Here is a 24,567-nt window from a genome sequence, read left to right as displayed (position 1 = left end):
TTACTTAATTTCGAGTTGTTTTTCGATTTCGACCTGAGTGTTTAGTATGGACTGCAATTTGTCGAGAGCGTCCATTTGGGCCATGTTCAAAGCTTCCCATGCGTCTAAGACAATGAACAAATCACCAGTGTTATTTTGCCAAGCCAAAACGGCGGTATCATAATTTTTGCGCAATGAAGGGATGATGCTTTTTTCGGAGATATTGTATTGTTTATTGAGGTTAGAAAGCTCTGTATTCATGCCCGAAATCATTCCAACTGTTTCATTTAAAATCATTTGTTTTTGCCAATTGAGACTTTCATTTTTAATTTGAAAGCTACTGATATTGGCTTTGTTCATTTTTGTTGACCAAGGCATGGGGATAGTCATCATGCCCATTAGTGAGAATTGCTGTGGCTGTTGTCCAAAAGCAAACATGTGGTCATATTTAACTCCAAATTCGGGTAGAAATTTTGATTTTTCTGCATCAATTTTCAGTTGGTTTACTTCCATGGTTCTTTTGATGGCATTTATATCACTTCTGTTTTTGGAAATTGATGAGGTGTCCAATAGTTGTGAATTGTATTCCTTTAGTTCGAATGCTTCTTCAATTTCAAACACCATATTTTTATCTCTTGACATTAGAGTGTTGAGCATAATTCTTTTTTGTGAAATATCATTCTGAAGCATTATAATCATACTTTCTAACTCATTATATTGAGATTTTGCTTTATAATAAGTGGGGAGTTTATCCATATTGTACTGGTATCTTATTTCCATGCTTTTTATCATGTATTTTAAGAGTAGTAAGTTATCATTGGCCACTTTGACTTTTTTGTTTAGTACAAGCCATTGATAATAATTTGTCTTGGCTATAGCATAAAGCTGATTTAAAGTGTAATTTTTGTTTTCTTTTTCAACAGATGACATTGCGTTCATATACTTGTATTCGGCATTTTGTTTTTTTGAATTGGGAATCATTTGTGAGACTCCAATCATATAACTGCCCATGCCAGGACTCATATCATCTGCTTTCCACATTTTGGTATTGTAGGGCGTCATAAAAAAACCGGTTTCTACTTGAGGTGCCATCCAGCTTTTAGCCCCTTTTGCAGCAGCATCCATACTTTGGATATCGGCATCATACATTTTTAGCTGCGGATTATCGGTTTTGATTGTGCTCAAGATATTATCCAGTGAAACAATCTGTGCATTAGCAATTGTAAAGCTTAAAATCAAAAAGCTTATAACGATATAATATTTATTCTTTAACATCTATAAGTTCTATTTTGCCTTTAGTTTTTAATTCGTGAAGTTTCACCATTTCAAAAACAATAGGAGTTACTAATAATACATAAATTGTAGAAGTAATTGTCCCACCAATAAGAGGAACTGTGATAGGTAACATTACATCGGCACCTGTACCTGTTGCCCAAAGTATCGGAATAAGACCAAATAAAGAAACAGAAACCGTCATTAGTTTTGGTCGCAACCTTTTGGCTGATCCATCAATAATATATTGTCTCAATATTTCTTCGGTGATAACCTCTTTGCTATTTCCGTATTTCTCAACCATTTTGTTCATCGATTCATTTAAATAGATCGTCATTAACATAGCTGTTTCAATGGCCATTCCGAAGAGGGCAATAAAACCAACCGCAACCGCAACAGATAAATTTATTCCGTAGAAATAGACCATAAAAACACCACCGATTAAAGCAAAAGGCACTGTTATCATTGTAATGAGGGATTCTTTCATGGAGTGGTAAGTAAAATATAAAATAAGGAAGATAATTATCACCACAATTGGTAGTATCATGCTTAGCGTTTTATTGGCTCTCAACTGATTTTCCCACTGGCCACTCCATTCAATGTAATATCCTTTTGGCATTTTAGACATCATTGAATTTAATTTTTTCTGAGCTTCTTTCACAGTACTACCTAAATCTCGATCACGTACATTAAACAGCACACTTCCCCGAAGCATGGCATTTTCGCTATTTATCATAGGCGGCCCATCGCTTATTTTTACCTCTGCAATGGTTTCTAAAGGAATTGGGCCATATTGCATCGTTTGGACTTGCAATTTTTTCAGTGCATCAATACTGTTTCTATATTCTTGTGCATATCTTGCATTTACAGAGAAGCGTTGTCGTCCTTCAATTGTAGTTGTCAGTTTCATTCCTCCGATAGCTGCTTCAACAACTGCATTAATATCGTCAATTGAAAGGCCGTATCTGCCCAAAAGCTCCCTCTTTGGCTCAATGTCAATGTACCTTCCACCAGTTATTGGCTCCGCATACAAATCTTTTACACCCGAAGTACCTTCGAGTGCTTTTTTGATTTTTTGAGATAGTGCATTAATGGTATCTAAACTTTCTCCATAAACTTTAATTCCAACATCTGTTCGAATACCAGTAGATAGCATGTTTATTCTATTAATGATAGGCTGTGTAAAGCCGTTGGTTACTCCCGGAATTTGGAGTTTATTATTTATTTCGGTTATAATATCATTCTTTGTTTTTCCTTCTCTCCATTCACTTTGAGGTTTTAATAAAATGATGGTTTCAATCATGCTAATAGGGCTATTATCTGTAGCAGTATTGGCTCTACCAGCTTTTCCCAATACATGGTCTACTTCGGGAATTGATTTTATCAATTTGTCTTGAACCTGCAATATTCTTTTTACTTCCGAGTTTGAAACATCGGGCAAGGTAACCGGCATGAAAAGTACTGAACCTTCATCCAATGGTGGCATAAACTCGGAACCTAAACGAGTAAACATGACTAAACCGATTAGTAAAGCTACTACATTAATTCCTAAAACCGTTTTCCTCCATTTCAAACAAAAAACCAAAATAGGAGTGTATACACTTTCCAGTTTTTTATTGATTGGGTTTTTATTCTCAGGACGAAGTTTACCTTTTAATAAAAAGCTTATAAGCACCGGTGTGAGTGTAATGGCTAAAAAAGCATCAACGATTAGAATGAATGATTTTGTCCAAGCCAAGGGACTAAATAATTTTCCTTCCATACCTGTGAGTAAAAAAACCGGTAGAAAAGACGCAATTACGATCAGTGTTGAGTAAAAAACACCCGGTCCTACTAACTTTGATGATTTTTCAATTAGTTGAAGTTTTTCATCAGAGGATAAAGGGTCGTGTTCCTTTTTAAATAAATTTTTAATTTTTTCTATCATCATACCATTTTACTTGTTATCAATCATTTCTTCTTGTTTCTCTGAGATTGTCCTGTAGGCGTTTTCAACCATTACAATTCCATCATCCACAACAACTCCAATAGCGAGTGCAATACCGGTTAATGACATAATATTAGATGAAATACCAAATGCTTCAAGCAATATGAAGCCAATTGCTACGGATATAGGAAGTTGAATTAAGATTATAAGGGCGCTTCTCCAATGGAACAGAAAAATTAAGATAACGAGTGAAACTGCTATCATTTCTTCTATAAGTGTTCCCTTGACAGATTCAATAGCTTTTTCGATTAACTCGCTTCTGTCATAGGAAGTTTTAAATTTCACTCCTTCGGGCAATCCTTTTTCAACTTCTTTCATCTTTGCTTTAACCGCTTTGATGACTTTATCAGCATTTTCGCCGTAACGCATTACCACTATACCGCCTACGACTTCCCCAGTTCCGTTTTGGTCAAAAATTCCAAGGCGTAAATCTCCACCCATTTGTACTGAACCTATGTCTTTTACCTTCACAGGGATAGAATTGTAATTTTTAATCGAAATATCCTCGACATCTTTACTGTTCTTTATGTAGCCTAAACCTCTAATGATATAAGACATATTACTCATTTCAAACTTTCGGCCGCCTACATCATTGTTATTAGCCTTAACAGCATTCATTACTTCCATCATACTGACATTATAATACTGCATTTTTAGTGGATCTAAAACCAATTGATATTGCTTTTCAAAACCTCCGAATGAAGCAACTTCTGCTACACCGGGAACAGTTTGCAGTGCAAATTTCACATACCAATCCTGTAAGGCACGTTGTTCCCCAAGATCCATTCCGTTAGCTTCCAAATGATACCAAAAAATATGGCCAACACCTGTACCATCTGGTCCTAAGGTTGGAACAACATTTTGTGGAAGTAAACGTTGGGCATAATTTAATCGTTCCAACACACGGGTTCTTGCCCAGTAGGTATCTACATTGTCTTCAAAAATGATATAGACAAAGCTCATCCCAAACATGGAGGCTCCCCGTATATTTTTAACTTTTGGTATCCCTTGAAGATTAGAAACCAAAGGATAAGTTACTTGCGCTTCGATTACCTGTGGGCTTCTACCCATCCACTCGGTAAATACAATAACCTGATTTTCTGATAAATCAGGGATAGCATCTATAGGATTTTGTTTCACGCTATAGATTCCCCACACAAATAAACAAGCCGAAACCAGTAGCACAATTGCTCTGTTTCTAAGTGAGAATGTAATTAGTTTTTCTACCATTTTTGTCTTTTTTCTTCCTTTTAAATAAAATTAATCAATTGAGTCCTTTTACATTATGATATATATCACATATTCAAAATATAGGAGAGCACTTAATTTTCCGACAAACTGTTGTTTTCATTTATTGAATTAATCCAGGTAATTATTTCCTGTTTTTGCGCCTCATTAAGTATTGCATCATGATGTAATAGCGTGTAGGAACTTAAAGGCATATCACCCGATTTAATTTGTTTGCTTATTGCTTCTAACTCACTTTGCTGCTTTCGATTTGAATAACTGCCAAACTCATTAAAATTTAACTCTTTCTTTCCATCACTAATATGTGTTTCTACAAATATTCTGGCAGGTTGAATGTAATCGTACCACAAATATTTGGTGTTGTTACTGTGACAGTCATAACAAGCTATTTGCAATGAATTGAGAACTGATGGTGGCACATTATAATTGTTTGCAAAGTTTTTCCCAATATCGAACGAATTACTTATATTCTGTTTTGGTTGGTAGAATTGAATGGCTACAAACACTAAAAAGAATACTAATGCAATCTTTTTCAATTTGCGTTTCATTTTAAAGTGTTTTTTTCAAACTACCGCAAGTCAACATTTGGGAACCATAAAATGGGTTTTTAATTTCTTTGGTTTCACTAATCCATAGTGCACCTTTACCATCATTGTACATTGGACAATAATCTTGATACAGCTTTTGATCAGTTCCAAACATTTTAATTAAATCATTAATGTCTTTGCTAAGAATTGCAAAATGTTCTCTCTGATGGTCAATTTTACCTGCATTTTTACCTATGTGTTCCGCGTGTTCTTTTGCATCATCAACAATGTCTATATACTCTTTTTTCTGACTTGGTGTTAAAGCATTTGTATTGGTTGATGCCATAACTTTGAATAATGAATTTCCAGCAATTGCCGCAGTTTTAGCATCATCTTTTGTTAGTGCATTTTTAATTTTTAAATAGTTTGTAACTATTTCTTTTATTGAAAATGGTGATTTAGCAATTTCTGCTTCAACCACTTTTTTTTCAGCTTCATTAGTTTTCAGTTTTGTAGTGTCTTTATGTTCGTGAAGACCGTCATTATGGTTGTGTTCTGACTTAGCTTGAGCAACAGGTTCTGTTAATTCCATTCCACATTTAGAACAATTTTCGCCTTTTTTACCAGTTACTTCTGGGTGCATTGGACAGGCGAAAAGTTGATCTTTTTGAGTATCACTCATGTTATTTTCAGTTGATGTACTTTCAACCCCCTCTGACTTTGTAGTTTTGTTACAAGAGATTAATGTTGTAACTAATGCTATTAAAATTACTACTTTTTTCATTTTTTTAAAATTTTGAAGTTATTATTAAATAATTTTTATTTGTAACTATGTTCTGTGCTTTGTTCGTGATAATGTTTCGTTATTTCTTTAGGAATACGTTCTAGTTTTCTATCTTTTGAAAATATTGTTGAGATAGATTTTCCTCTTATCTTAAAAGTTACTTGAATATCGGTATACATATTTGCATTTATTTCGTTCACAATAAAAGCTTCTGCATCTATACTTGTTAATTCAACTTTCTTTGATTTTCCATCAGCAAATATTAATGAAGCTGTTCCTGTTATTTCAGTATTGCTTAATGGTTTCAATTTTTCATCAAGTATGAAAAAATATACTTTGCTATCCTTAATTAAAGTTTCGATATGATAACTTTTTACTTTTTTGATGGTTCCATTATGAGGACCATTAGAATTGTTTCCGTTTTGTGCGAATAAATTCATTATTGGCATTATTGCAATTAATATTGCAATAATTATTTGGTTATTTCTTTTTACAATTTCATTCATTATTCATTTTTTTAGAGTTAATTTTAAGAAACTGATTAATAATTAATTTTATTGGCTAAATAATAAGAATAAGTACCAATTGATGTATTGATATGGTCTATTTCCTCTACATTTTTAAATCTTGCATCTGAAATGTATTTTATCATTAAACCATTTACATTATCATTGGTGGTTTTGAAACCGTCAAGTAATTGAACTAAGTAAAATGAGAACCGCATCCATTTTGTTTTTGCTTTACCCCAATCTCCAATAATTAGCTCACCCTCTGGTTTTAGTATCCTATTAATTTCCAGTAAGCATTTTAATTTTGTGACACTATCTAACTGATGAAAAACAAGAGAACTATAAACCTTATCAAATGATTTATCTTCAAATGGCAACTTATTTCCATCATACAAAAAAAGCGGTGCGTGAATTCCTGCCTTATTTAATTTATACTCAGCTATTGATTTAATTTTAGGGTCAATATCAACACCTTGAACATCACTATCAGGAAATCGTTGTTTGAGAATAATAATGTTTTGAGCTGTTCCAAACCCAAATTCTAATATTTTTTCATCCTCTTTAGGGTTAACAAAATCTACTAACCTGTTTCTGAATTTTTTCTCAGGCATAGTTATTTTGATTGCTAAATCGTAGTAATCACTTAAAAAATCATAACCCAATGCTGGAATAAATTTTGTTGTACTCATTTTATTTTTGTTTTTTTAAATCGAAAAAAGTATAGTACAGATTGAAATAAAATCCATTTGGAGCTGAGCGTACCATTGAACTTACCAATTCTTGACGATATGCAAAGTCCAAACGTGCTTGGCTATTAAAAATAAATTGCACAGCAGGCATCACATCCAAATAAGATTTACCATTTTCATTAATAGTTTGTCCAACAAATTCAACCATTAAATTAATGTTTGTTTGTTTGTAATTTGTGTACTTTTTGGGGTACATCAATTTACCAAAAGAAAGTGTATAATTAGTTGCATTATCACCAATATTATCCGGAAATGGATAACTTGGTTTGTTATCTAAAGCTTTCTCAAAACTTATTGAAGAACTTATTGCAACTTTTTTAATCAATTTTGTAGCTATTAATCCTGTTTCAAAACCTGAATTGTGTCCTAAAATTTCAATCTGTTCTTGGTGAATATCTGCATTATTGAAACTATATCTACCATAAGCTGCTAATCGGAAATGACTATTTAAATCATCTGTAGAATAAAAACGATATTTCGTATAAAAACTACCACCTTCAGTAACTAATTGGCTATTTCTATTACTCACAAAAGCAGAAGCACGAAACATTATATTTTTATTTAATCCATATGATACTTCGGGCATAAAATGATAATTATAACCTGATTTCATTTCCTCTTTAAAAAGTGACTGCATTACATTAACTCCAAGTGAATTTGCTGGAACATTACTTGCAGGATCTGTAATTACAAATAATTCCTGGCTAAAAACATTTTGACAACTTATTGTAACAAAAAATAAAATAATCTTTCTCATTAATTTAGAATTTTAATGTGGAAATCATCTTCATTATTTGAAGCATACGTTTCGACATTCTTATATGATTTGGATAATTTTTTATATTCCTTTTCAGTAACATAGCCCTTGTCAACTACTTGAAATTGTATTTCGGTCACGTTATTTGGTCTGTCATTAACCAAAATGTAAGAATTTTTAGCTATGGTTTCAGGTTTTGCTGTTACAACTAATGAACCGATAAAAAAACCTGCTTTTTCTACTTTCTCCTTAAATACTTTTGGGCTTAATTCATTACCTTCTTTAAGGGTTATAGTGAACGTGTTTGTATTTAAATCGGTTTCTACATTAACCACTTCGGGTAAGCTTTTAAGTTGCTTGTTTATAGCATTCGAACACATTGAACATGTTAGTCCGGTTGCTCTAATTTCAGCTTTTGAAATTTGGGCATTACTTTTCATTGAAAACATCAAAACCATTGATGCAACCAAAACATAACCTATATTTATTTTTTTCATTTTTACTCTTTTATTAATTTCAATATTTCTTCTTCTGTTGGATTTTTTGCAATTAGAACACCTTCTTCATTGAATAAAAATTTCGATGGTAATTCCTCTACACCAAATTGTATTGCTGTTTCAGCATCAAAACCTTTTGAGTCTATCAATTGGGTAAATTTAATTTTATCTTTTTCAACAGCTTTTAGCCATTTATTAGTATCTGTATCGATTGATATTCCTATTATTTCTATTTTATCTGAACTAACTTCATTATGTAGTTTTACTAACTTTTTATTGCCTAATCTGCAAGGACCACACCATGATGCCCAAAAATCAATTAATACATATTTCCCTTTAAAAGATGTAATATTTACCTCTGTATTACTAGTACTTTTTAATGCTATTGATGGTATTGTATCTCCAACATCAATCTGTGCAGTGGCTATATTAGTAATTAAAAAAAATGCAAAAATTATTCTTCTCATTTTAGATTATTTAATAGTTTCTACCGTTTTTCCACAAGTTAACATCATTGAGCCGTAGTAAGGATTCTTTACTGCATTTTCTTTACTTAACCAATTTGCACCTTTACCATCATTGTACATAGGGCAATGTTGGAAATAAACTGGAACCTCATACTTTGCAACTTTTAATAATGAATAAATGTCTTTTGATAATGTTGTAAAGTGATTTCGTTGTTTATTAATATCTTTTGATTTTGAAATCAGTTCAGTATCTTTTTTAATTTGATTTACAACTTTCATCCAAACCATATGAACATCCATATCCAATTTGTCCATTTTAACATTGTTTATTGCAGTTAGTAATTCCTTTGAAGCAATTGAAGTTGTGTTACCATCAGAAGAAATCATAGCATCTTTTACCACAAAATAGTTATCAAAAACAACTTTAAGTTGGTTAACTTCTTGAAGTACCATCTTTGAAGTTTCATTGTGGTTTACATGATTATTATGGATTTCAGTAGTTTCTTCCACTTTGATTTCTTCTTTAACTGGAACTTTAGCAACTCTGTCATATTGACAACATCCATGAAGATTGTCATAGACATCATCTGGTGCAAGAAACTTATCACTATCATATCCTGCTAATGCTATTCTTTTTAGTATTTCGTCTGGATTAGTTTTAGTAGTATCATAAGTTAAAGTGGCCATCTTCGAATCTTGATCCCAATCTACTTTAGCTACTTTTTTGATATTTCCTGCATTTTCGATTTTGGTTTCGCACATTCCGCAATTACCATAAATCTTAACGGTTTCGGTTTTAGCATTTTTTATTTGTGCATTGACAGCAATACTAAGCAATATAAAAGTTGCTAGCATTATATTTTTAAATGAATTTTTCATTTTAATAATGTATTAGTAATCAAAGTGAATTCCTTTGACAAGTTGATAAAAAAATAATGAATTACAGTTTAGAAGTCTATCGGTTTGAAATAATTAATAATAATTATAAAAACGAAAAGTAAACTGATGATTAATCTGATAGCAAAATGCTATAAATTTGACACACTAATGGCTGTCAAAAAAAGAATTTAGCCTATTTTAGGTATTAGCCAAATAGAATGAAAACCATCTGAGATTGATGGTGCCGTGTATGAAAACTTAACTTTCTCTATTGAAGAATAGCTAAACGTATAATTTTTAAAAATAGTATCGGATAAAAAACTTACTGAAGCAGAAGGACAAGTTGAAGAACATCCACATTTTGAATGACCACAGTTGCCTTCACAACCTTTATGGTCTTTATCTTTTGAATTATCATTATCACAACAACTCTTTTTTTCCTTTTTAGTAGATGAAACTTCTTTTTCACAAGAATGTTTTGAATTAGAGTTACCACAAGCCATAGCCGTACTAGGCATTAAAAACATGCCTAGTAAAACTATTAATATTATGTGATATTTTTTCATTTTTAATTTTAAAACATCACAAATGTATAAAAAATGAATTGTTGTTTGTATAAAATATTGTTAAAAAGAGTTTTGGCAACTACGTCGATTTACATTGATTGAAAATTTATCTTTAAGTATTTTCATATCCTCACTAATTTTCTTGTCTAAAATCTTAGCATAATGTTGCGTTGTTTTCAGATTTGTGTGCCCTAACATTTTACTTACGGTTTCAATAGGAACTCCGTTACTAAGTGTTACTGTCGTTGCAAAGGTGTGTCGGGCAATATGGAATGTTAGTTCTTTGTTGATACCGCAAACCGTTGCAATTTCCTTAAGGTAAGAATTCATTTTTTGGTTTGACAATATTGGAAGTATTGTGCCCTTATTTTTATTAACAGGATAATCAGAATATTTATCCATGATATATTGGGCGGTTGGTAATAAAGGAATTTTGGAATTAGTATCCGTTTTCTGGCGGTTTTTGTTTATCCATTTATCTCCATCAATTCCTAAAACAATATTATCCGGTGTTAGTTGTTTCACGTCTATATATGCTAATCCAGTAAAGCAGCTGAAAACAAATATGTCACGAACTAACTCCAAACGTTCTGAAACGAATTCTTTTTCCATCAAACTTTGAATTTCTTGTTCTGTAAGGAATTCACGAACTACTTCTTTGACTTTTGCTTTATAATTTGCGAATGGGTCCTTCGTTAACCATCCATTGGCCAAGCAAATGTTTATAATCTTATGGAAGTTTTTAATATACTTTACAGCTGTATTGTTAGCACACTTTCTTTCTGTACGAAGATAAAATTCATACTCTGTAATAAAAGCATGATCTATTTTCTCAATATTAATATCAGAAACTTTGTATTTCCATTCAAGAAAGTCTTTTGTATGTTTTAAAGATGTTTCGTAACGTTCAAGTGTTCCTGGAGCGTACTCGCTTCCCACCAACTCTTTAATTTTTCGATTGTGTTCTGTGAAAATTGGAATTAGTAGACGTTCGCGTTCTTTTATACCGAGTAAACGATTTTTAAATTCATCGATGTTTAATGATACGCCATCTTTTAATAATTCGAATTGGATTTCGTTTATTCGATTTCGTGTAAAATCAAGTAAGTTATTTATTGAACGAGCTTCTTCTGAATTACCCTTCATTTTGCTTAATTCAGTTGACCATTTCGATGGCTCAATAAATTTTTTAGTACTGTACTCAAATCGTTTTCCTTCGATTGTTAATCGCACATAAATTGGTAATAATCCATTACCATTGGCTTTGGTTGATTTTGCATAGAAATGCAATGTGACTTTTGAATTCATTTTTGGTAACCTTTAAGTTATTAATTAATTTACTTTAAAGTTTGCCACAAATCAAGATGTTTGAAAATTGAAAAGGTTATTGAACAGTTTACCAATAGTGGATTGGTTGAAAATCGCTGCAACTAAAATTTCAATTTAGCGAGACCCAAAAATCAGGTTTTTATTAGGGTCTCGATGGGGTCTCTTGATTTTTGAAAAAGAATGAATATTTTGAAAGGTAGTAAAAACAAAAAACCTCGAAATTCCTAAGATTTTCGAGGTTTTGATAACTTTTGATAAGCTATTCCGCGGAGAAAGAGGGATTCGAACCCCCGGACCTGTTACAGTCAACAGTTTTCAAGACTGCCGCATTCGACCACTCTGCCATTTCTCCAATAAGTCGCGCACTACTTCCGTATTGCGAGTGCAAATATAGAACGATTTTTTATTTCTGCAAACGTTTTCAAAAGAAAAAAGTAAAAAAAACACACTTTCCTCCTCACCCCATTCCCAACCATTTGAATGTCAGTAAATAAATAAAACTAAAATTTAAGAAAAATTTAAACTCTAGTACATCCTTTGCGCTCTTTGCTATAAACCTTAGCGCACTTTGCGTTTAAATAAAACCATAATTCAACATTCAAAACAAGTAAACACCCCTAATGTCCCAATTCCTTCTAAACATTACTCTTATTAGAACTACTCCAACCGTTGCCTGAGGCTCTCGAAGGCAAAAGGTAATAAAAAAACCGGCCACTACCTGCGTTTTGCACAAGAAAACCCGTTTCATCCGCGTACCAAATCAAGTGCAACGCCTCTATGTAACTCTCTCAACACAATCCACTTCCAAAGAAACTCCGTGCAGCTCTGTGAAAAAAACTATGTGCCTATGTGTTTTAATTTCAAAATTCAACATTCGTTAATCATGATTCAACATTCAAGAAATGCTTAACAGCATGACAAACTAGACGATTAGTCTATTGTGAACTATAAAAGTGCAACGCCTCTGTGTAACTCTCTCAACACAATCCACTTCCAAAAAACTCCGTGCAGCTCTGTGAAAAAAACTATGTGCCTATGTGTTTTAATTTCAAAATTCAACATTCGTTAATCATGATTCAACATTCAAGAAATGCTTAACAGCATGACAAACTAGACGATTAGTCTATTGTGAACTATAAAAGTGCAACGCCTCTGTGTAACTCTCTCAACACAATCCACTTCCAAAAAACTCCGTGCAGCTCTGTGTAAAAAACTATGTGCCTATGTGTTTTAATTTCAAAATTCAACATTCGTTAATCATGATTCAACATTCAAGAAATGCTTAACAGCATGACAAACTATGCGTGTAGTCTAATGTTAACTATGCCAAGTGCAACGCCTAAAAAATCAACACAAAGTAAAACTATGTGCCTATGTGTTTTAATTTCAAAATTCAACATTCGTTAATCATGATTCAACATTCAAGAAATGCTTAACAGCATGACAAACTATGCGTGTAGTCTAATGTTAACTATGCCAAGTGCAACGCCTAAAAAATCAACACAAAGTTAAACTATGTGCCTATGTGTTTTAATTTCAAAATTCAACATTCGTTAATCAAGATTCAACATTCAAAAAAACCACCTACTTTTGTAAAAATCAAAAACAATGCACCCTAATTCCAAACTATTTTGCCTAGAAAGCGTTCCCGATGTCACTTCCCTAACATCGAGCATCATCCTACCCTCTTTAGAAAAACTAGCATTGCAATACAACATAACTAATGTTTACCAAACCTGTGATAGCATAGAAGGATTAGAAGAAAGCCTATCCACCCTACTCTATGAAGACCGAAACTTCAATGATTACGAAATCATTTACTTCGTATTCCAAGGAAGAGACAACAACATCATCATCGATAATTATTTGTACAGCCTAGAAGAAATAGCCGAGTTCTTTGAAGGCAAACTTACCAACAAACGCATCCATTTTGCCAATACCTTACAATTAGACCTAGATTCCGAAACCGCTCAATATTTCTTAGATGTCACGGGAGCCATTTCCATATCAGGCTATCGCAACCCAGCTCCTATTTTAAGTACGATTATCGACAACCCATTCTTTGCCTTATGTCAAGAATACGATGATGTTACCGATATAGTAGAAGAATTATTCGAAAAACACTACACCTTAGCCAAAGCGATGGGTTTTACTTTGTATTATTAAAAAGACCTTCAAGCTAACTTGAAGGTCTTTTTTATTAACTCCTAAACAAAACGTTCATAATATCATCATACGTTTTTAGTTCTTCGGGATGAACCCTCATTTTAAATGCCACTTTTCCTGAACGGGCTTCCAAGTTCTTAAAATCTGAGGCAGTAAAATACGCTAGTTTTCCATCTTCCGTCATTCCCCACAACACATTCTGACTTTCTGGATTAAAATGAATCGTTTTGGTATAACGATACAAAGCATTAACTCCAATTTCCACTAACACAACTTGTTTTAAATCCAACGCCTTCCCATTTTCATCTACAAAAGAAGCATCCAGTTTAGCACCTTTTGGATACACATGAGGATAATCTAAATTCACTACACCAAACTGATTTACCTCTAACGTTCTCATTATTTTTTTACTACCTGTTAAACTTTCAATCTCTTTGCGTTGCATAAATCGGTTATATTCATTTGCTTTTCTATTATAATTTGCCCAAGCATTATCTATTCTTTTTCGTTCGTTCTCAATTTTAGAAATTAAACCCGCATATTTTTTCTTATATATATTTAATTCTTTAGAATACTTTACTTTGTCTTTAAAACTTAAATAACAAGTACATTTAGTTTTTGCCGTATCAGGTATTTCACCCCAAGGAACAAAAGTCACTTCATAAGTACCATTCTTTAAGTCATTCACTAAAATGTCTTTTGCAAAACTAAAACCGCATTGCTTACCATCAATTGGCTCAAACCAAACGTTTTTGTATGCTTTCAATTTATCATTTTCATTCAGATTGTCTGTGACCTGAAAAGCAAATTTTCCCGCCTCTTTTGGAGGAATTGGAGCTTCTGGCAAACGTTCTAATTCTTCTTTCTTTGTAGCTGTTTTTATTTCATCCTTACCTAATTCACGCCATGTATTCGTTTTAGGATCTAAATCATAACGATTAAATTTAGCATCCTCTGAAAAACTTACTGCATCGACTTTTATTTTATTATTTGGATTGACCTGAACAGCCTTTCCATTATTCGAAGCATTCATTTCGAACATTCCTGCCGATTCAAAAACCAATTCTTCGCCATTTTCATTGGTAAAATTCATTGGAATACCCGCTAAATAAATGTCTAACGGATTGGAAAACATTCTGAATTTTAAAGCCACTGGACTCGTAATTACATTACCCTTTTCATCTAAAAAAGCATCTTTAGGTATCGAAATCACCGAACCTGATTTGTGATAAATCACCGTATCCTTTGTGGGTGAAATTTGAAATTCATCCGCAACAATATCTGCTGCAGGAATTGGTGGAACTAATCGTTCTTCAGTAGCAGCTTGAGGTTTAGCTGTTTCTTCCTTTTCTTTACAAGAAAACAAACTCATTGAAAACAATACAATGAGTAAAAAATAACGGTTTTTCATAATAATAAGATTTGGTTAATAGTAAAACGTTAATAAATTACAATTAGTGCATAACATTTTTAAAATTAAAAGATTACAATATGAAATCCGTACGTATTTCCGTATCAAACAAAAAATTATAAGTTTCAACACAACTTGTACCATAAAAACTTTTAAAACTATAAGAAATTGCCTATTTTCGGGCGATATAATCCAATCGTGATGTCTTGCTTAAAAATTGCTTTTCTTGCTTTCTTATTCCTAATTATTTCTTGTAAAAACCAAGAAGAAAATCCTGCGCTTGATGCGAATTTAGAACAAGCAGAAAATCTTTTCGCCACAAAACAATACCGAAAAGCCTATTATTATTACAATCAATCTTTTCTCTTCAACAAAGAACAAAACAATACCAAACGAGCTGTTTTTAACTTGTTACGAATGGCACACATCGAAAATTTAGAGTGCGATTATATAGGAAGTGAAGCCACAACTACACAAGCCATAAAGCTATTTGACAAAACTATTCCGGTACCCTATCAAACTAATGCCTACAACTCGTTGGGATTAAATTATATGCATCTAGCCAACTATGAAGAGGCAAAAAAAATGTTCGAAAAAGCAATTCAAATAACCGAAGATTCATTAACCGTTTATATTTCAAAAAACAACATTGGGTATTTATACATCAAACAAAAAGAATATCAAAAAGCGGTTCGCCTATTATCCGAAATAGAAAACAAAAAAATCCTTCAAGAATCACCTTTAGATTATGCTCGCGTACTAGATAACAAAGGAATTGCGTTGTTTCACTTAAATGATAAATTGGCATTATCCTATCTAAAAAAAGCAAAAACAATTAGAGAAACCAATAATGACGATTCGCAAATTGTATCGTCTTATATGCATTTAGCCGAATATTATAAAAACCAAGAGCCCGCAACCGCAAAAGAATGGACTCAGAAAGCATACCATTCAGCTACAAAAGCATTTATTCCCGATGATCGATTAGAGGCGTTAAACCTTCTCTTTACCACCACTACTAACAACGACCTAAAAAACCAATATCACGATACTTATATTCACATTAATGACAGCTTGCAACAAGCCAGACAACAAGCTAAAAACCAATTTGCTAAAATCAAATACGATTCCGAAAAAGCGGAAACAGAAAAAACAGCTTATCAATATAAAATGTATGGTTTTATAGTATTATTAATACTAAGTGTAGCCGTTTTCATTTTGCTTTATCGTTTAACTATTCAAAGAAACAAACGCAAAATTTTAGAAACCCAATACACTACCGAAACTAAAATTGCCAAACGTTTACATGATGAATTAGCCAATGATGTTCACAACACCATTGCCTTTGCCGAAACTCAGAATTTGGAAGACCAACAAAACAAAGAAACACTTTTAGATAACCTAGACACTATTTACCAACGTGCGCGAAACATTTCCAATGAAAATAAGGAAATTAACACTGGTAAAAACTATTTAGAACAACTAAAACACATGATTAATGCGTATTCAAGCGATACCATCAATGTAATTTTAAACACGAGTGCATTACATGAAGTACCTTTAAATTCAGAAATTAAAATTGCTTTATATCGTGTACTACAAGAACTCATGGTAAACATGAAAAAGCATAGCAATTGCTCGTTAGTAATGATAAGCTTTAAAGAGACTAATTCTGCATTAGAAATTAACTATTCAGACAACGGAAAAGGGACCGATAATCAATTACAAATAAAAAATGGTTTGCAAAATGTGGAAAACCGCATTTTTTCTATCAACGGAAACATTACTTTTGATACTGAACCTAATAAAGGTTTTAAAGTAAAAATTACAATTCCGAAATAAGTATGTTTACCAAAGTACTAATAGCCGAAGATTTTGATAGTATCAATATCGCCTTAATTCAGACCCTTGAAAATATGGGGGTAAAAGAAATTGAACACGCTAAATATTGCGATGATGCCTTACTAAAAGCTAAAAAAGCAATACAAGACAAAGCTCCATTTGATTTATTAATCAGTGATTTATCCTTTGAAACCGACTACAGAACCGTTTCTTTAAAAAGTGGAGAAGAATTAATTATGGCTATTAGAAAAATACAACCTGAAATACCTGTATTAGTATACACAGTAGAAGACAAATCTTTTGTAATCAAAACCTTAATTAAGGATTTAAAAGTGAATGCTTTTGTTCATAAAGGCAGAAATAGTATCAGTCAATTAAAAACGGCTATGGAAACAATATTATTTGGTGGAAACTTTATCTCTCAAAATTTAGCTCATGCATTGAAAGATACTAATTTTAATGAAATAGAAGATTACGATGTAGAGGTACTAACACACTTAGCTAAAGGAGTAACCATTGAAGAAATGGAACTATTATTTAAATCGAAAGACATTAAACCTAACAGTAAAAGTTATATCGAAAAAAGAGTTAGCAAACTTAAAGATGTCTTTAAAGCAAAAACTACTATCCACCTTATAGCTCTTTCAAAAGATTTAGGTATTATCTAAATCTTTTTATTCATTTACGGATTTCCGTACGGAATTAAATTTTCTTGAGGTTAGCTTTGTACAAAACAACGCTATTTCATGCCTAACTACTATTTACATACCGAACCTGATGCAAAAGGAAATTATTGCTTACATGTAGCAGGATGTTCTTATTTAAATAACTCAAGTCAATTTGCAAATCTTGGAGATTTTACAAAAATTGAAGAAGTAATTGCAGAAACAAAATCTTCAGATTATACGATTTCACTATGCAAAGAATGTATTGACATCCATTATAGCAAATCAGCCATAACGAATACACCATCGTTATTTTTCCAATTACAAAATACAATCAAAAAAGGATTAAATTTTGTAATTGGAAAGAAAAAATAAGTATTATAACAATAAAATCAATAATAGAATAATAATAATTACAGCCCCAACAGATAAGTAAATACCACTATTACTATCTCGTAATGAAGATTTTATAACTTTCACTTCTTTTCGAAGTGCTTTTTTTTCTGTTGAAGTCATTTCTGACTTGTCCATTGCTTTTATTTCATTCAAACGATCTAACTGTACTTGTACATGCGCAGGAACTTCAATAGGTTTTGCAACAGGTGTATTGGATGGATTACCAGCAGCTGTCATAGTGTTTGGAAAGAAACTTATCGACATTATTAGCATCAATAAGTAAAGAGTTGTTTTTTTCATAATAGTATAATGTTAGTAATTATTTACAACATAAAATTATACACTTCAATTGACTAAAGTGTTATACTATTTCTAGAAAAAATTACAGAAATCACAGATATAAAATCGGTTCCTATTTTAGAAAATACTTAAATCCAAAACTACAAATACTTAGCAATGTCTTCTGCCTGAATGCTATGATGCGAAACACGATACACCACTTCCCCATTCTTTAAAACAATAATTTGTGGCGATTGATGAATCACACTTAATTCCTCTGCAATAAAATTAGAAACACTTCGATATGAAAGTAAATCTAAATAATTGAAATCGGCTTTAGCAATTAACACATCATTTCCACTAACCAAGCGCTCCTTAGCATAAGCACTAATACCACAAGTCACACTATCCTTAAAGATAATTTGAGGTTTTTCATTCGATTTTTCAACAATTTCTCTTACTTGTTCTTCAGTAGTTATGGGATTCCAGTTTTTCATATTTTTTTATTTGCTTTATGCCATAAGCTCTAGGCTATTGGCAAGAATATTATTTAAAAAGCGTATTGCATATAGCTTAAAACCTATAGCAATTTAAGAACTACACGACAACATAGAACACCCAACTTTATGTCGCGCCCAGTCTGGTCGTTTGGCAAACCACTTTTCATATTGCGGTTGTTCGTCGTATGGATTTTTAAGCAACGTATATAATTCGTCAATAAGCGTATAATCTTCTTTCTCTGCGGCTTCAATGGCTAATTGTGCCATATAATTTCGCAACACATATTTGGGATTAATGGTATTCATAGCTTGTTTTCGTTCTTCATCTGAAAGAACTTCTGCTTTAATTTTCTCCAAATACAATTCCATCCAATTCAACCAACTCGTTTTTAATGTCGCTACAATTTTATCGGGTTGGTAAAACGCTAAGGCAATTTTAGCTAACGCTTCATCAGAAGTATCTGTTTTTACTACATTGGCCAAGTTGCGATAGAAAATCGTCATATCCGTTTCTGAAGCAGTTAACAAAGTAATTAATTCATCTTGAAAAGGAGTATCATATTCCGCTAGTAAACCCAACTTTTGTTGTTGCAGTATCGGAAATTGACTGTCAAATTGCTGACTGTAACTATTCAATACTTGTTCCATCGAAGCAATATCTTCAATCAACGGATACAAAGCATTTCCAAGTTGTACCAAATTCCACAAAGCAATATCAGGTTGGTTTCTAAAGCGATATCTTCTGCCTTCTGCATCAGTCGTATTCGGTGTCCAATCTGGGTCATAATCTTCCAACCATCCATACGGACCGTAATCAATAGTTAATCCTAAAATCGACATATTATCCGTATTCATCACACCATGAACAAAACCAACGCGTTGCCAATGCAACACCATTTCCACCGTTCTATTCACCACTTCTTGATAAAACTGCAAATACTTTTCTTTTCCCGAAACAGTAATTTCAGGATAAAAATACTGAATCGTATAATCGGCTAATGTCTTTAAATTCTTGATATCCTTACGAGCAGCAAACAATTGAAAATTCCCGAATCGAATAAACGAAGGAGCTACTCTACACACTACTGCACCATCTTCATAAGCGGCATTTCCGTTGTATAAAACATCTCGTAAAACTTTGTCACCAGTTGTCACCAAGGATAACGAACGAGTGGTTGGTACACCCAAATAATACATCGCTTCGCTACACAAATGCTCACGAATAGAAGAACGTAAAACGGCAAAACCATCTGCTGTTCTCGAATAAGGCGTTTCCCCTGCTCCTTTCAATTGTAATGTCCAACGCTGATTATTGTGTAAAACTTCAAACAAATTAATCGCTCTTCCATCACCAAGTTGTCCTGCCCAATTCCCAAATTGATGTCCAGCATACGCCATGGCATAAGGTTTTGAATCTGGATAAACACTACTTCCTGAAACCAAATTTAAAAAATCAAGAGATTGTGTTTCTGCTTTAGAAATCCCGAATAATTCAGCCACCTCATCAGCAACATGAATTAATTTAGGCTTTGAAGGAACACGAGGTGATACAAACGAAAAAGCAGCATCAAATACTTGTCTTCTTGTATTTGAAACATTTGAATCGGCAGGCAATTGCTGATTGAAAGTATCGTTTAAGTGTAATTTCATAAAGTAATTAGTGTCGTAACCCTACAAAGGTACTCATTGTTACTTTGAAATAAATAAAAGAAATATTCAAAATTTGTTAAAATTATTTACAAACTGTAATAAAAAAACTATTTGTGCTACTAACTGATTATATTTGTTTTATCTAATAACATAACAAACTTCTATCTATGAAAAAAATAATGTTTTCAGGTGCCATTTTAACGATGCTTCTTGCTAGCTGTTCGTCAGCGCAAACAGCACAAAAAACTCCAGCAGACGCAGGCACTTATATTGCAACAATTAAAGCAGAAGAACTAAGCAAACACTTATATATTGTTGCTGGTGATGAAATGCAAGGAAGAAATACAGGTGAGCCTGGACAAAAAAAGGCAGGTGAATATTTAATTAGCGAATACAAAAAAATGGGCATCAGTTTTCCTCCAGGAGCAACTGATTTTTACCAAAAAGTGCCTTCTGAATTTATGAAAAGAGGATTTGCTCCTAAATTAAATGACTCAGAAAACATTTGGGCTTTCATTAAAGGTACTGAAAAACCAGATGAAGTATTAGTTATTTCTGCGCATTACGACCACGTGGGAATGAAAAATGGTGAAATCTATAATGGTGCCGATGATGATGGTTCTGGAACTGTAGCTTTATTAGAAATTGCTCAAGCATTTAAAGAAGCAGAGAAAAAAGGTCACGGACCAAAACGCTCTATCTTATTCTTACACGTTACTGGTGAAGAACATGGTTTACACGGTTCAAGATATTATTCAGAAAATCCTTTATTCCCATTAGCAAATACCATTGCAGATATTAATATTGACATGGTAGGAAGAAGAGATACACTTCACCCTGCAACAAACAATTATATTTATGTAATTGGATCAGACAGATTAAGTAGTGAACTTCATACAATAAACGAAGAAGCAAATACTAAATACACGCAATTAACATTAGATTACAAATACAACGATAGAAAAGATCCAGAAAGAATTTACTACCGTTCTGACCACTATAACTTTGCTAAAAAAGGAATACCTTCAATTTTCTTCTTTAACGGAATCCACGCAGATTATCACTTACCAAGTGATACTCCAGATAAAATTGAATACGATGCTTTAGCAAAACGAGCACAATTAGCTTTTGCTTTAGCTTGGGAATTAGCCAATCGTCCTGAAAGAATTAAAGTAGACAGAGACGGAAAATAAATCCGAACTTTATAAAAACAAAAAACTCCTGATGATTAGTCAGGAGTTTTTTTATTGGATAATGTTTGATTAAAATACAAACATTGCTCTTTCGCTCATTAAATCATTTACTTCTTCCGCTACTTGTTCTAAAACAGCTTCGTCAGTATGATTCATTAATACTTTGTCGATTAAAGCTACAACCGTTTCCATATCTTCTTCCACTAAACCACGAGTTGTGATGGCTGGAGTTCCCACACGAATACCAGAAGTAACAAATGGTGATTTATCATCAAATGGCACCATGTTTTTATTTACTGTAATTTCTGCTTTTACCAATGCGTTTTCAGCATCTTTACCTGAAATCCCTTTGTTTCTTAAATCAATTAACATCATGTGGTTATCTGTACCTCCTGAAATTAATTTGTATCCTCTTTTATTGAATGCTTCTGCCATTGCTTGTGCATTTTTTTTCACTTGCATAGCATAACGGAAAAACTCATCCGTTAAACATTCTCCAAAAGCAACCGCCTTAGCTGCAATAATATGCATTAAAGGTCCACCTTGATTACCAGGGAAAACTGACATATCTAAAACATGAGACATCATTCTAATTTCTCCTTTTGGAGTAGTTAATCCCCATGGATTTTCGAAATCTTTCCCCATCATAATCATTCCACCTCTTGGACCTCTTAATGTCTTATGAGTAGTGGTAGTTACAATATGACAATGTGGAATTGGATCATTCAATAAACCTTTTGCAATTAAACCTGCAGGGTGTGAAATATCAGCTAATAATAAAGCGCCAACGCTATCAGCAATTTCTCTGAAACGTTTAAAATCCATATCACGAGAATAAGCCGAAGCTCCAGCAATAATCATTTTTGGTTTGTTTGCAGTTGCTATTTCTTGAATTTTATCATAATTCAATACTCCTGTCTCCTCTTCTACTCCATAAAACACAGGATTGTATAATTTTCCAGAAAAGTTAACTGGAGAACCATGTGTTAAGTGACCTCCGTGAGATAAATCAAATCCTAAAATAGTATCACCTGGTTTCAAACAAGCAGCAAAAACAGCTGTATTCGCCTGTGAACCTGAGTGAGGTTGTACGTTAACATATTCCGCACCAAACAAAGCTTTTGCTCTGTCAATTGCAATTTGTTCTACAATATCTACTACTTCACATCCTCCGTAATATCTTTTACCAGGATATCCTTCAGCATATTTGTTGGTTAAACATGAACCTGCAGCTTCCATTACTTGGTCGCTTACAAAGTTTTCAGAAGCAATTAATTCAATTCCGTGAATTTGTCTGTCTTGTTCATCAAGAATTAGGTCAAAAATTTGTTCGTCGCGTTGCATTGCAATAAATATTCGTTAAAATTAGGTCAAAATTACAAAAAAGGTTTGTTACATTGCTAGATAATTTTATATTTGATTCATAATTTTTCAACAACAAACTAACAATACAATTATGCCAAATATAGCAAACGACCCAAATAGAAAATCGTGGATAAATGTGCCCGAAAATTGTGATTTTCCTATTCAAAATATTCCGTTTGGGGTTTTCATCACAAAAGAAGATGTTATCACCATAGGAACCCGAATTGGAAATTGCGCTATTGATATGGGTGCTTTACAACAATTAGGTTATTTTGAAGGCATTGAACTTACAGATGATATGTTCATGCAAGACACACTTAATGACTTTATTTCTGACGGGAAAAAAACATGGCGATTAGTACGAAATCGCTTAGCAGAACTTTTCGATGAAAATAATCCAGCACTAAGAGACAACAAAGACCATCGCGAGGTAGTTATCTTTAAAGTAGAAGATATCGAAATGCTTTTACCAGTTCAAATTGGAGATTATACCGATTTTTACAGTTCAAAAGAACATGCTACTAACGTAGGAAAAATGTTCCGTGATCCAGAAAACGCTTTATTACCAAACTGGTTACACATTCCTGTAGGTTATCACGGAAGAAGTTCTACGATTGTGCCTTCAGGTATTCCTGTACACAGACCTTACGGTCAAACGTTACCAAACGGAGAAACAACTCCTGTTTTCGGACCTTCTAGATTAGTGGATTTTGAATTAGAAACAGCTTTTATTACTACAGATGCAAACTTAATGGGAGAACCAATTCCAGTTGAAGAAGCAGAAGAACACATCTTCGGAATGGTTTTATTTAACGATTGGAGTGCGCGTGATATTCAAAAATGGGAATATGTGCCACTTGGACCTTTCTTAGCAAAAAACTTTGCTTCATCAATTTCACCTTGGATAGTTACTATGGATGCTTTAGAACCTTTTAGAGTGAAAGGACCTGAGCAATCTCCAGAACCATTACCATATTTACAACAAAAAGGAGAAAAAGCGTTTGATATCAATTTAGAAGTAATAATCAAACCTGAAAATTCAGAAGAGACGGTGGTTTCGCGTTCGAACTTTAAATATATGTATTGGTCAATGGCACAACAATTAGCACATCATACCATAAATGGTTGTAGAGTAAATTCAGGTGACATGATGGGAAGTGGAACAATTTCTGGTCCTACTGAAGATTCATTCGGTTCAATGTTAGAGCTAACATGGGGTGGACAAAAACCTTTAACCTTAAAAGATGGTACTGAAAGAAAATTCATTAATGATAACGACACTGTTATTGTGAGAGGATTTTGCCAAAAAGGAAATCTTAGAATTGGTTTTGGAGAAGTTTCAAGCAAATTATTACCCGCTATTGATTTGAAATTCTAAAAATCATTACATACAATAATACAAACTCCGAAAGTCAATTTTCGGAGTTTTTTTTATTGTCCAAATGAAATGGCATCCTTTTTGTCTTTACCTCAAAAACAACAAAGATAGAATAGCCAGCAGGTCATGTACTTTAAAAAAGCAAACTGACGAAGCAAATAGCTACAAAAAA

Annotated in this window: 22 protein-coding genes, 1 tRNA gene and 1 pseudogene; 6 read left to right on the top strand and 18 right to left on the bottom strand. The window is 32.9% G+C overall.

Annotated features, from left to right (window positions below; all coding sequences use genetic code 11):
* The 13 genes and pseudogenes from OJ995_RS08905 to OJ995_RS08845 form a co-directional block, all read right to left on the bottom strand.
* Positions 1-1,254 (bottom strand): TolC family protein, encoded by a 1,254-nt coding sequence (locus tag OJ995_RS08905; RefSeq protein ID WP_026704796.1) that lies wholly within the window; start codon positions 1,252-1,254, stop codon positions 1-3.
* Positions 1,241-4,468, bottom strand: a pseudogene (locus tag OJ995_RS08900) (efflux RND transporter permease subunit). The gene OJ995_RS08905 and the pseudogene OJ995_RS08900 overlap by 14 nt, the downstream one beginning before the upstream one ends.
* A 92-nt stretch (positions 4,469-4,560) precedes the next feature.
* Positions 4,561-5,034 carry a heme-binding domain-containing protein gene (locus OJ995_RS08895; RefSeq protein WP_264369092.1) on the bottom strand — a complete coding sequence of 158 codons (474 nt, stop codon included), beginning with the start codon at positions 5,032-5,034 and terminating at the stop codon, positions 4,561-4,563.
* Between the two features lies 1 nt (position 5,035).
* Positions 5,036-5,797 carry a DUF3347 domain-containing protein gene (locus OJ995_RS08890; RefSeq protein ID WP_264369091.1) on the bottom strand — a complete coding sequence of 254 codons (762 nt, stop codon included), beginning with the start codon at positions 5,795-5,797 and terminating at the stop codon, positions 5,036-5,038.
* Between the two features lie 35 nt (positions 5,798-5,832).
* Entirely contained in the window at positions 5,833-6,303 is a 471-nt protein-coding gene (locus OJ995_RS08885; RefSeq protein ID WP_264369090.1) for a hypothetical protein, read from the bottom strand.
* A gap of 35 nt (positions 6,304-6,338) precedes the next feature.
* Positions 6,339-6,995, bottom strand: coding sequence for a class I SAM-dependent methyltransferase (locus tag OJ995_RS08880; protein WP_231836797.1), 657 nt, complete (start codon positions 6,993-6,995; stop codon positions 6,339-6,341).
* A 1-nt stretch (position 6,996) separates the two neighbouring features.
* Entirely contained in the window at positions 6,997-7,812 is an 816-nt protein-coding gene (locus tag OJ995_RS08875) for a hypothetical protein (protein ID WP_231836796.1), read from the bottom strand.
* A complete protein-coding gene (locus OJ995_RS08870) occupies positions 7,812-8,309 on the bottom strand; it encodes a heavy-metal-associated domain-containing protein (RefSeq protein WP_264369089.1) in 498 nt (165 codons plus the stop codon). Before OJ995_RS08870 ends, OJ995_RS08875 begins: the two co-directional genes overlap by 1 nt.
* A 2-nt stretch (positions 8,310-8,311) precedes the next feature.
* Positions 8,312-8,776 (bottom strand): TlpA family protein disulfide reductase, encoded by a 465-nt coding sequence (locus tag OJ995_RS08865; protein WP_231836794.1) that lies wholly within the window; start codon positions 8,774-8,776, stop codon positions 8,312-8,314.
* Positions 8,777-8,782: 6 nt separating this feature from the next.
* Positions 8,783-9,655, bottom strand: a complete 873-nt coding sequence (locus OJ995_RS08860; protein WP_264369088.1) for a DUF3347 domain-containing protein — start codon at positions 9,653-9,655, stop codon at positions 8,783-8,785.
* A gap of 188 nt (positions 9,656-9,843) precedes the next feature.
* Positions 9,844-10,221 (bottom strand): hypothetical protein, encoded by a 378-nt coding sequence (locus tag OJ995_RS08855; RefSeq protein ID WP_264369087.1) that lies wholly within the window; start codon positions 10,219-10,221, stop codon positions 9,844-9,846.
* A gap of 60 nt (positions 10,222-10,281) precedes the next feature.
* The gene (locus OJ995_RS08850) at positions 10,282-11,529 is read right to left on the bottom strand and encodes a site-specific integrase (RefSeq protein ID WP_264369086.1); all 1,248 of its coding nucleotides are present in this window, start codon (positions 11,527-11,529) and stop codon (positions 10,282-10,284) included.
* Between the two features lie 288 nt (positions 11,530-11,817).
* Positions 11,818-11,902: transfer RNA gene (locus OJ995_RS08845), tRNA-Ser, on the bottom strand.
* 1,256 nt (positions 11,903-13,158) lie between these two features.
* Here OJ995_RS08845 and OJ995_RS08840 point away from each other — a divergent pair.
* Positions 13,159-13,716 (top strand): DUF6642 family protein, encoded by a 558-nt coding sequence (locus OJ995_RS08840; RefSeq protein ID WP_264369085.1) that lies wholly within the window; start codon positions 13,159-13,161, stop codon positions 13,714-13,716.
* Positions 13,717-13,750: 34 nt separating this feature from the next.
* Here OJ995_RS08840 and OJ995_RS08835 read toward each other — a convergent pair whose 3' ends face one another.
* Positions 13,751-15,127, bottom strand: a complete 1,377-nt coding sequence (locus tag OJ995_RS08835) for a hypothetical protein (protein ID WP_264369084.1) — start codon at positions 15,125-15,127, stop codon at positions 13,751-13,753.
* 201 nt (positions 15,128-15,328) lie between these two features.
* Here OJ995_RS08835 and OJ995_RS08830 point away from each other — a divergent pair, with 201 nt between their 5' ends.
* The 3 genes from OJ995_RS08830 to OJ995_RS08820 all read left to right on the top strand — a co-directional run bounded on the left by OJ995_RS08830 (position 15,329) and on the right by OJ995_RS08820 (position 18,009).
* Positions 15,329-16,969, top strand: a complete 1,641-nt coding sequence (locus OJ995_RS08830; RefSeq protein ID WP_264369083.1) for a tetratricopeptide repeat-containing sensor histidine kinase — start codon at positions 15,329-15,331, stop codon at positions 16,967-16,969.
* 2 nt (positions 16,970-16,971) lie between these two features.
* On the top strand, positions 16,972-17,637 hold the full coding sequence (locus OJ995_RS08825) for a response regulator (RefSeq protein ID WP_264369082.1): 666 nt from the start codon (positions 16,972-16,974) through the stop codon (positions 17,635-17,637).
* A gap of 78 nt (positions 17,638-17,715) precedes the next feature.
* On the top strand, positions 17,716-18,009 hold the full coding sequence (locus OJ995_RS08820; protein WP_264369081.1) for a hypothetical protein: 294 nt from the start codon (positions 17,716-17,718) through the stop codon (positions 18,007-18,009).
* 3 nt (positions 18,010-18,012) lie between these two features.
* Here the strand turns inward: OJ995_RS08820 and OJ995_RS08815 are convergent, their stop codons facing one another.
* From OJ995_RS08815 to OJ995_RS08805, 3 genes are all read right to left on the bottom strand, one after another.
* The gene (locus tag OJ995_RS08815; protein WP_264369080.1) at positions 18,013-18,330 is read right to left on the bottom strand and encodes a hypothetical protein; all 318 of its coding nucleotides are present in this window, start codon (positions 18,328-18,330) and stop codon (positions 18,013-18,015) included.
* A 140-nt stretch (positions 18,331-18,470) separates the two neighbouring features.
* Positions 18,471-18,806, bottom strand: coding sequence for a bacillithiol system redox-active protein YtxJ (gene ytxJ / locus OJ995_RS08810; protein WP_133607410.1), 336 nt, complete (start codon positions 18,804-18,806; stop codon positions 18,471-18,473).
* A 93-nt stretch (positions 18,807-18,899) separates the two neighbouring features.
* Positions 18,900-20,459 (bottom strand): protein adenylyltransferase SelO, encoded by a 1,560-nt coding sequence (locus OJ995_RS08805; protein ID WP_264369079.1) that lies wholly within the window; start codon positions 20,457-20,459, stop codon positions 18,900-18,902.
* A gap of 167 nt (positions 20,460-20,626) precedes the next feature.
* On the opposite strand from OJ995_RS08805, the gene OJ995_RS08800 reads away from it, so the two are divergent.
* Positions 20,627-21,652 carry a M28 family metallopeptidase gene (locus OJ995_RS08800; RefSeq protein ID WP_264369078.1) on the top strand — a complete coding sequence of 342 codons (1,026 nt, stop codon included), beginning with the start codon at positions 20,627-20,629 and terminating at the stop codon, positions 21,650-21,652.
* 69 nt (positions 21,653-21,721) lie between these two features.
* Here OJ995_RS08800 and glyA read toward each other — a convergent pair whose 3' ends face one another.
* Positions 21,722-22,996 carry a serine hydroxymethyltransferase gene (gene glyA / locus OJ995_RS08795; RefSeq protein WP_264369077.1) on the bottom strand — a complete coding sequence of 425 codons (1,275 nt, stop codon included), beginning with the start codon at positions 22,994-22,996 and terminating at the stop codon, positions 21,722-21,724.
* 112 nt (positions 22,997-23,108) lie between these two features.
* Here glyA and fahA point away from each other — a divergent pair, with 112 nt between their 5' ends.
* Positions 23,109-24,395, top strand: a complete 1,287-nt coding sequence (gene fahA, locus OJ995_RS08790; RefSeq protein ID WP_264369076.1) for a fumarylacetoacetase — start codon at positions 23,109-23,111, stop codon at positions 24,393-24,395.
* Positions 24,396-24,567: the final 172 nt, after the last annotated feature.

Origin of the sequence: Flavobacterium lacisediminis (assembly GCF_025909975.1) — a bacterium.
In the GTDB taxonomy this organism is placed as follows: Bacteria; Bacteroidota; Bacteroidia; order Flavobacteriales; family Flavobacteriaceae; genus Flavobacterium; species Flavobacterium lacisediminis.
The sequence above is the reverse complement of the archived record's forward strand: the minus strand, read 5'-3'. Positions and strand labels throughout refer to the sequence as shown.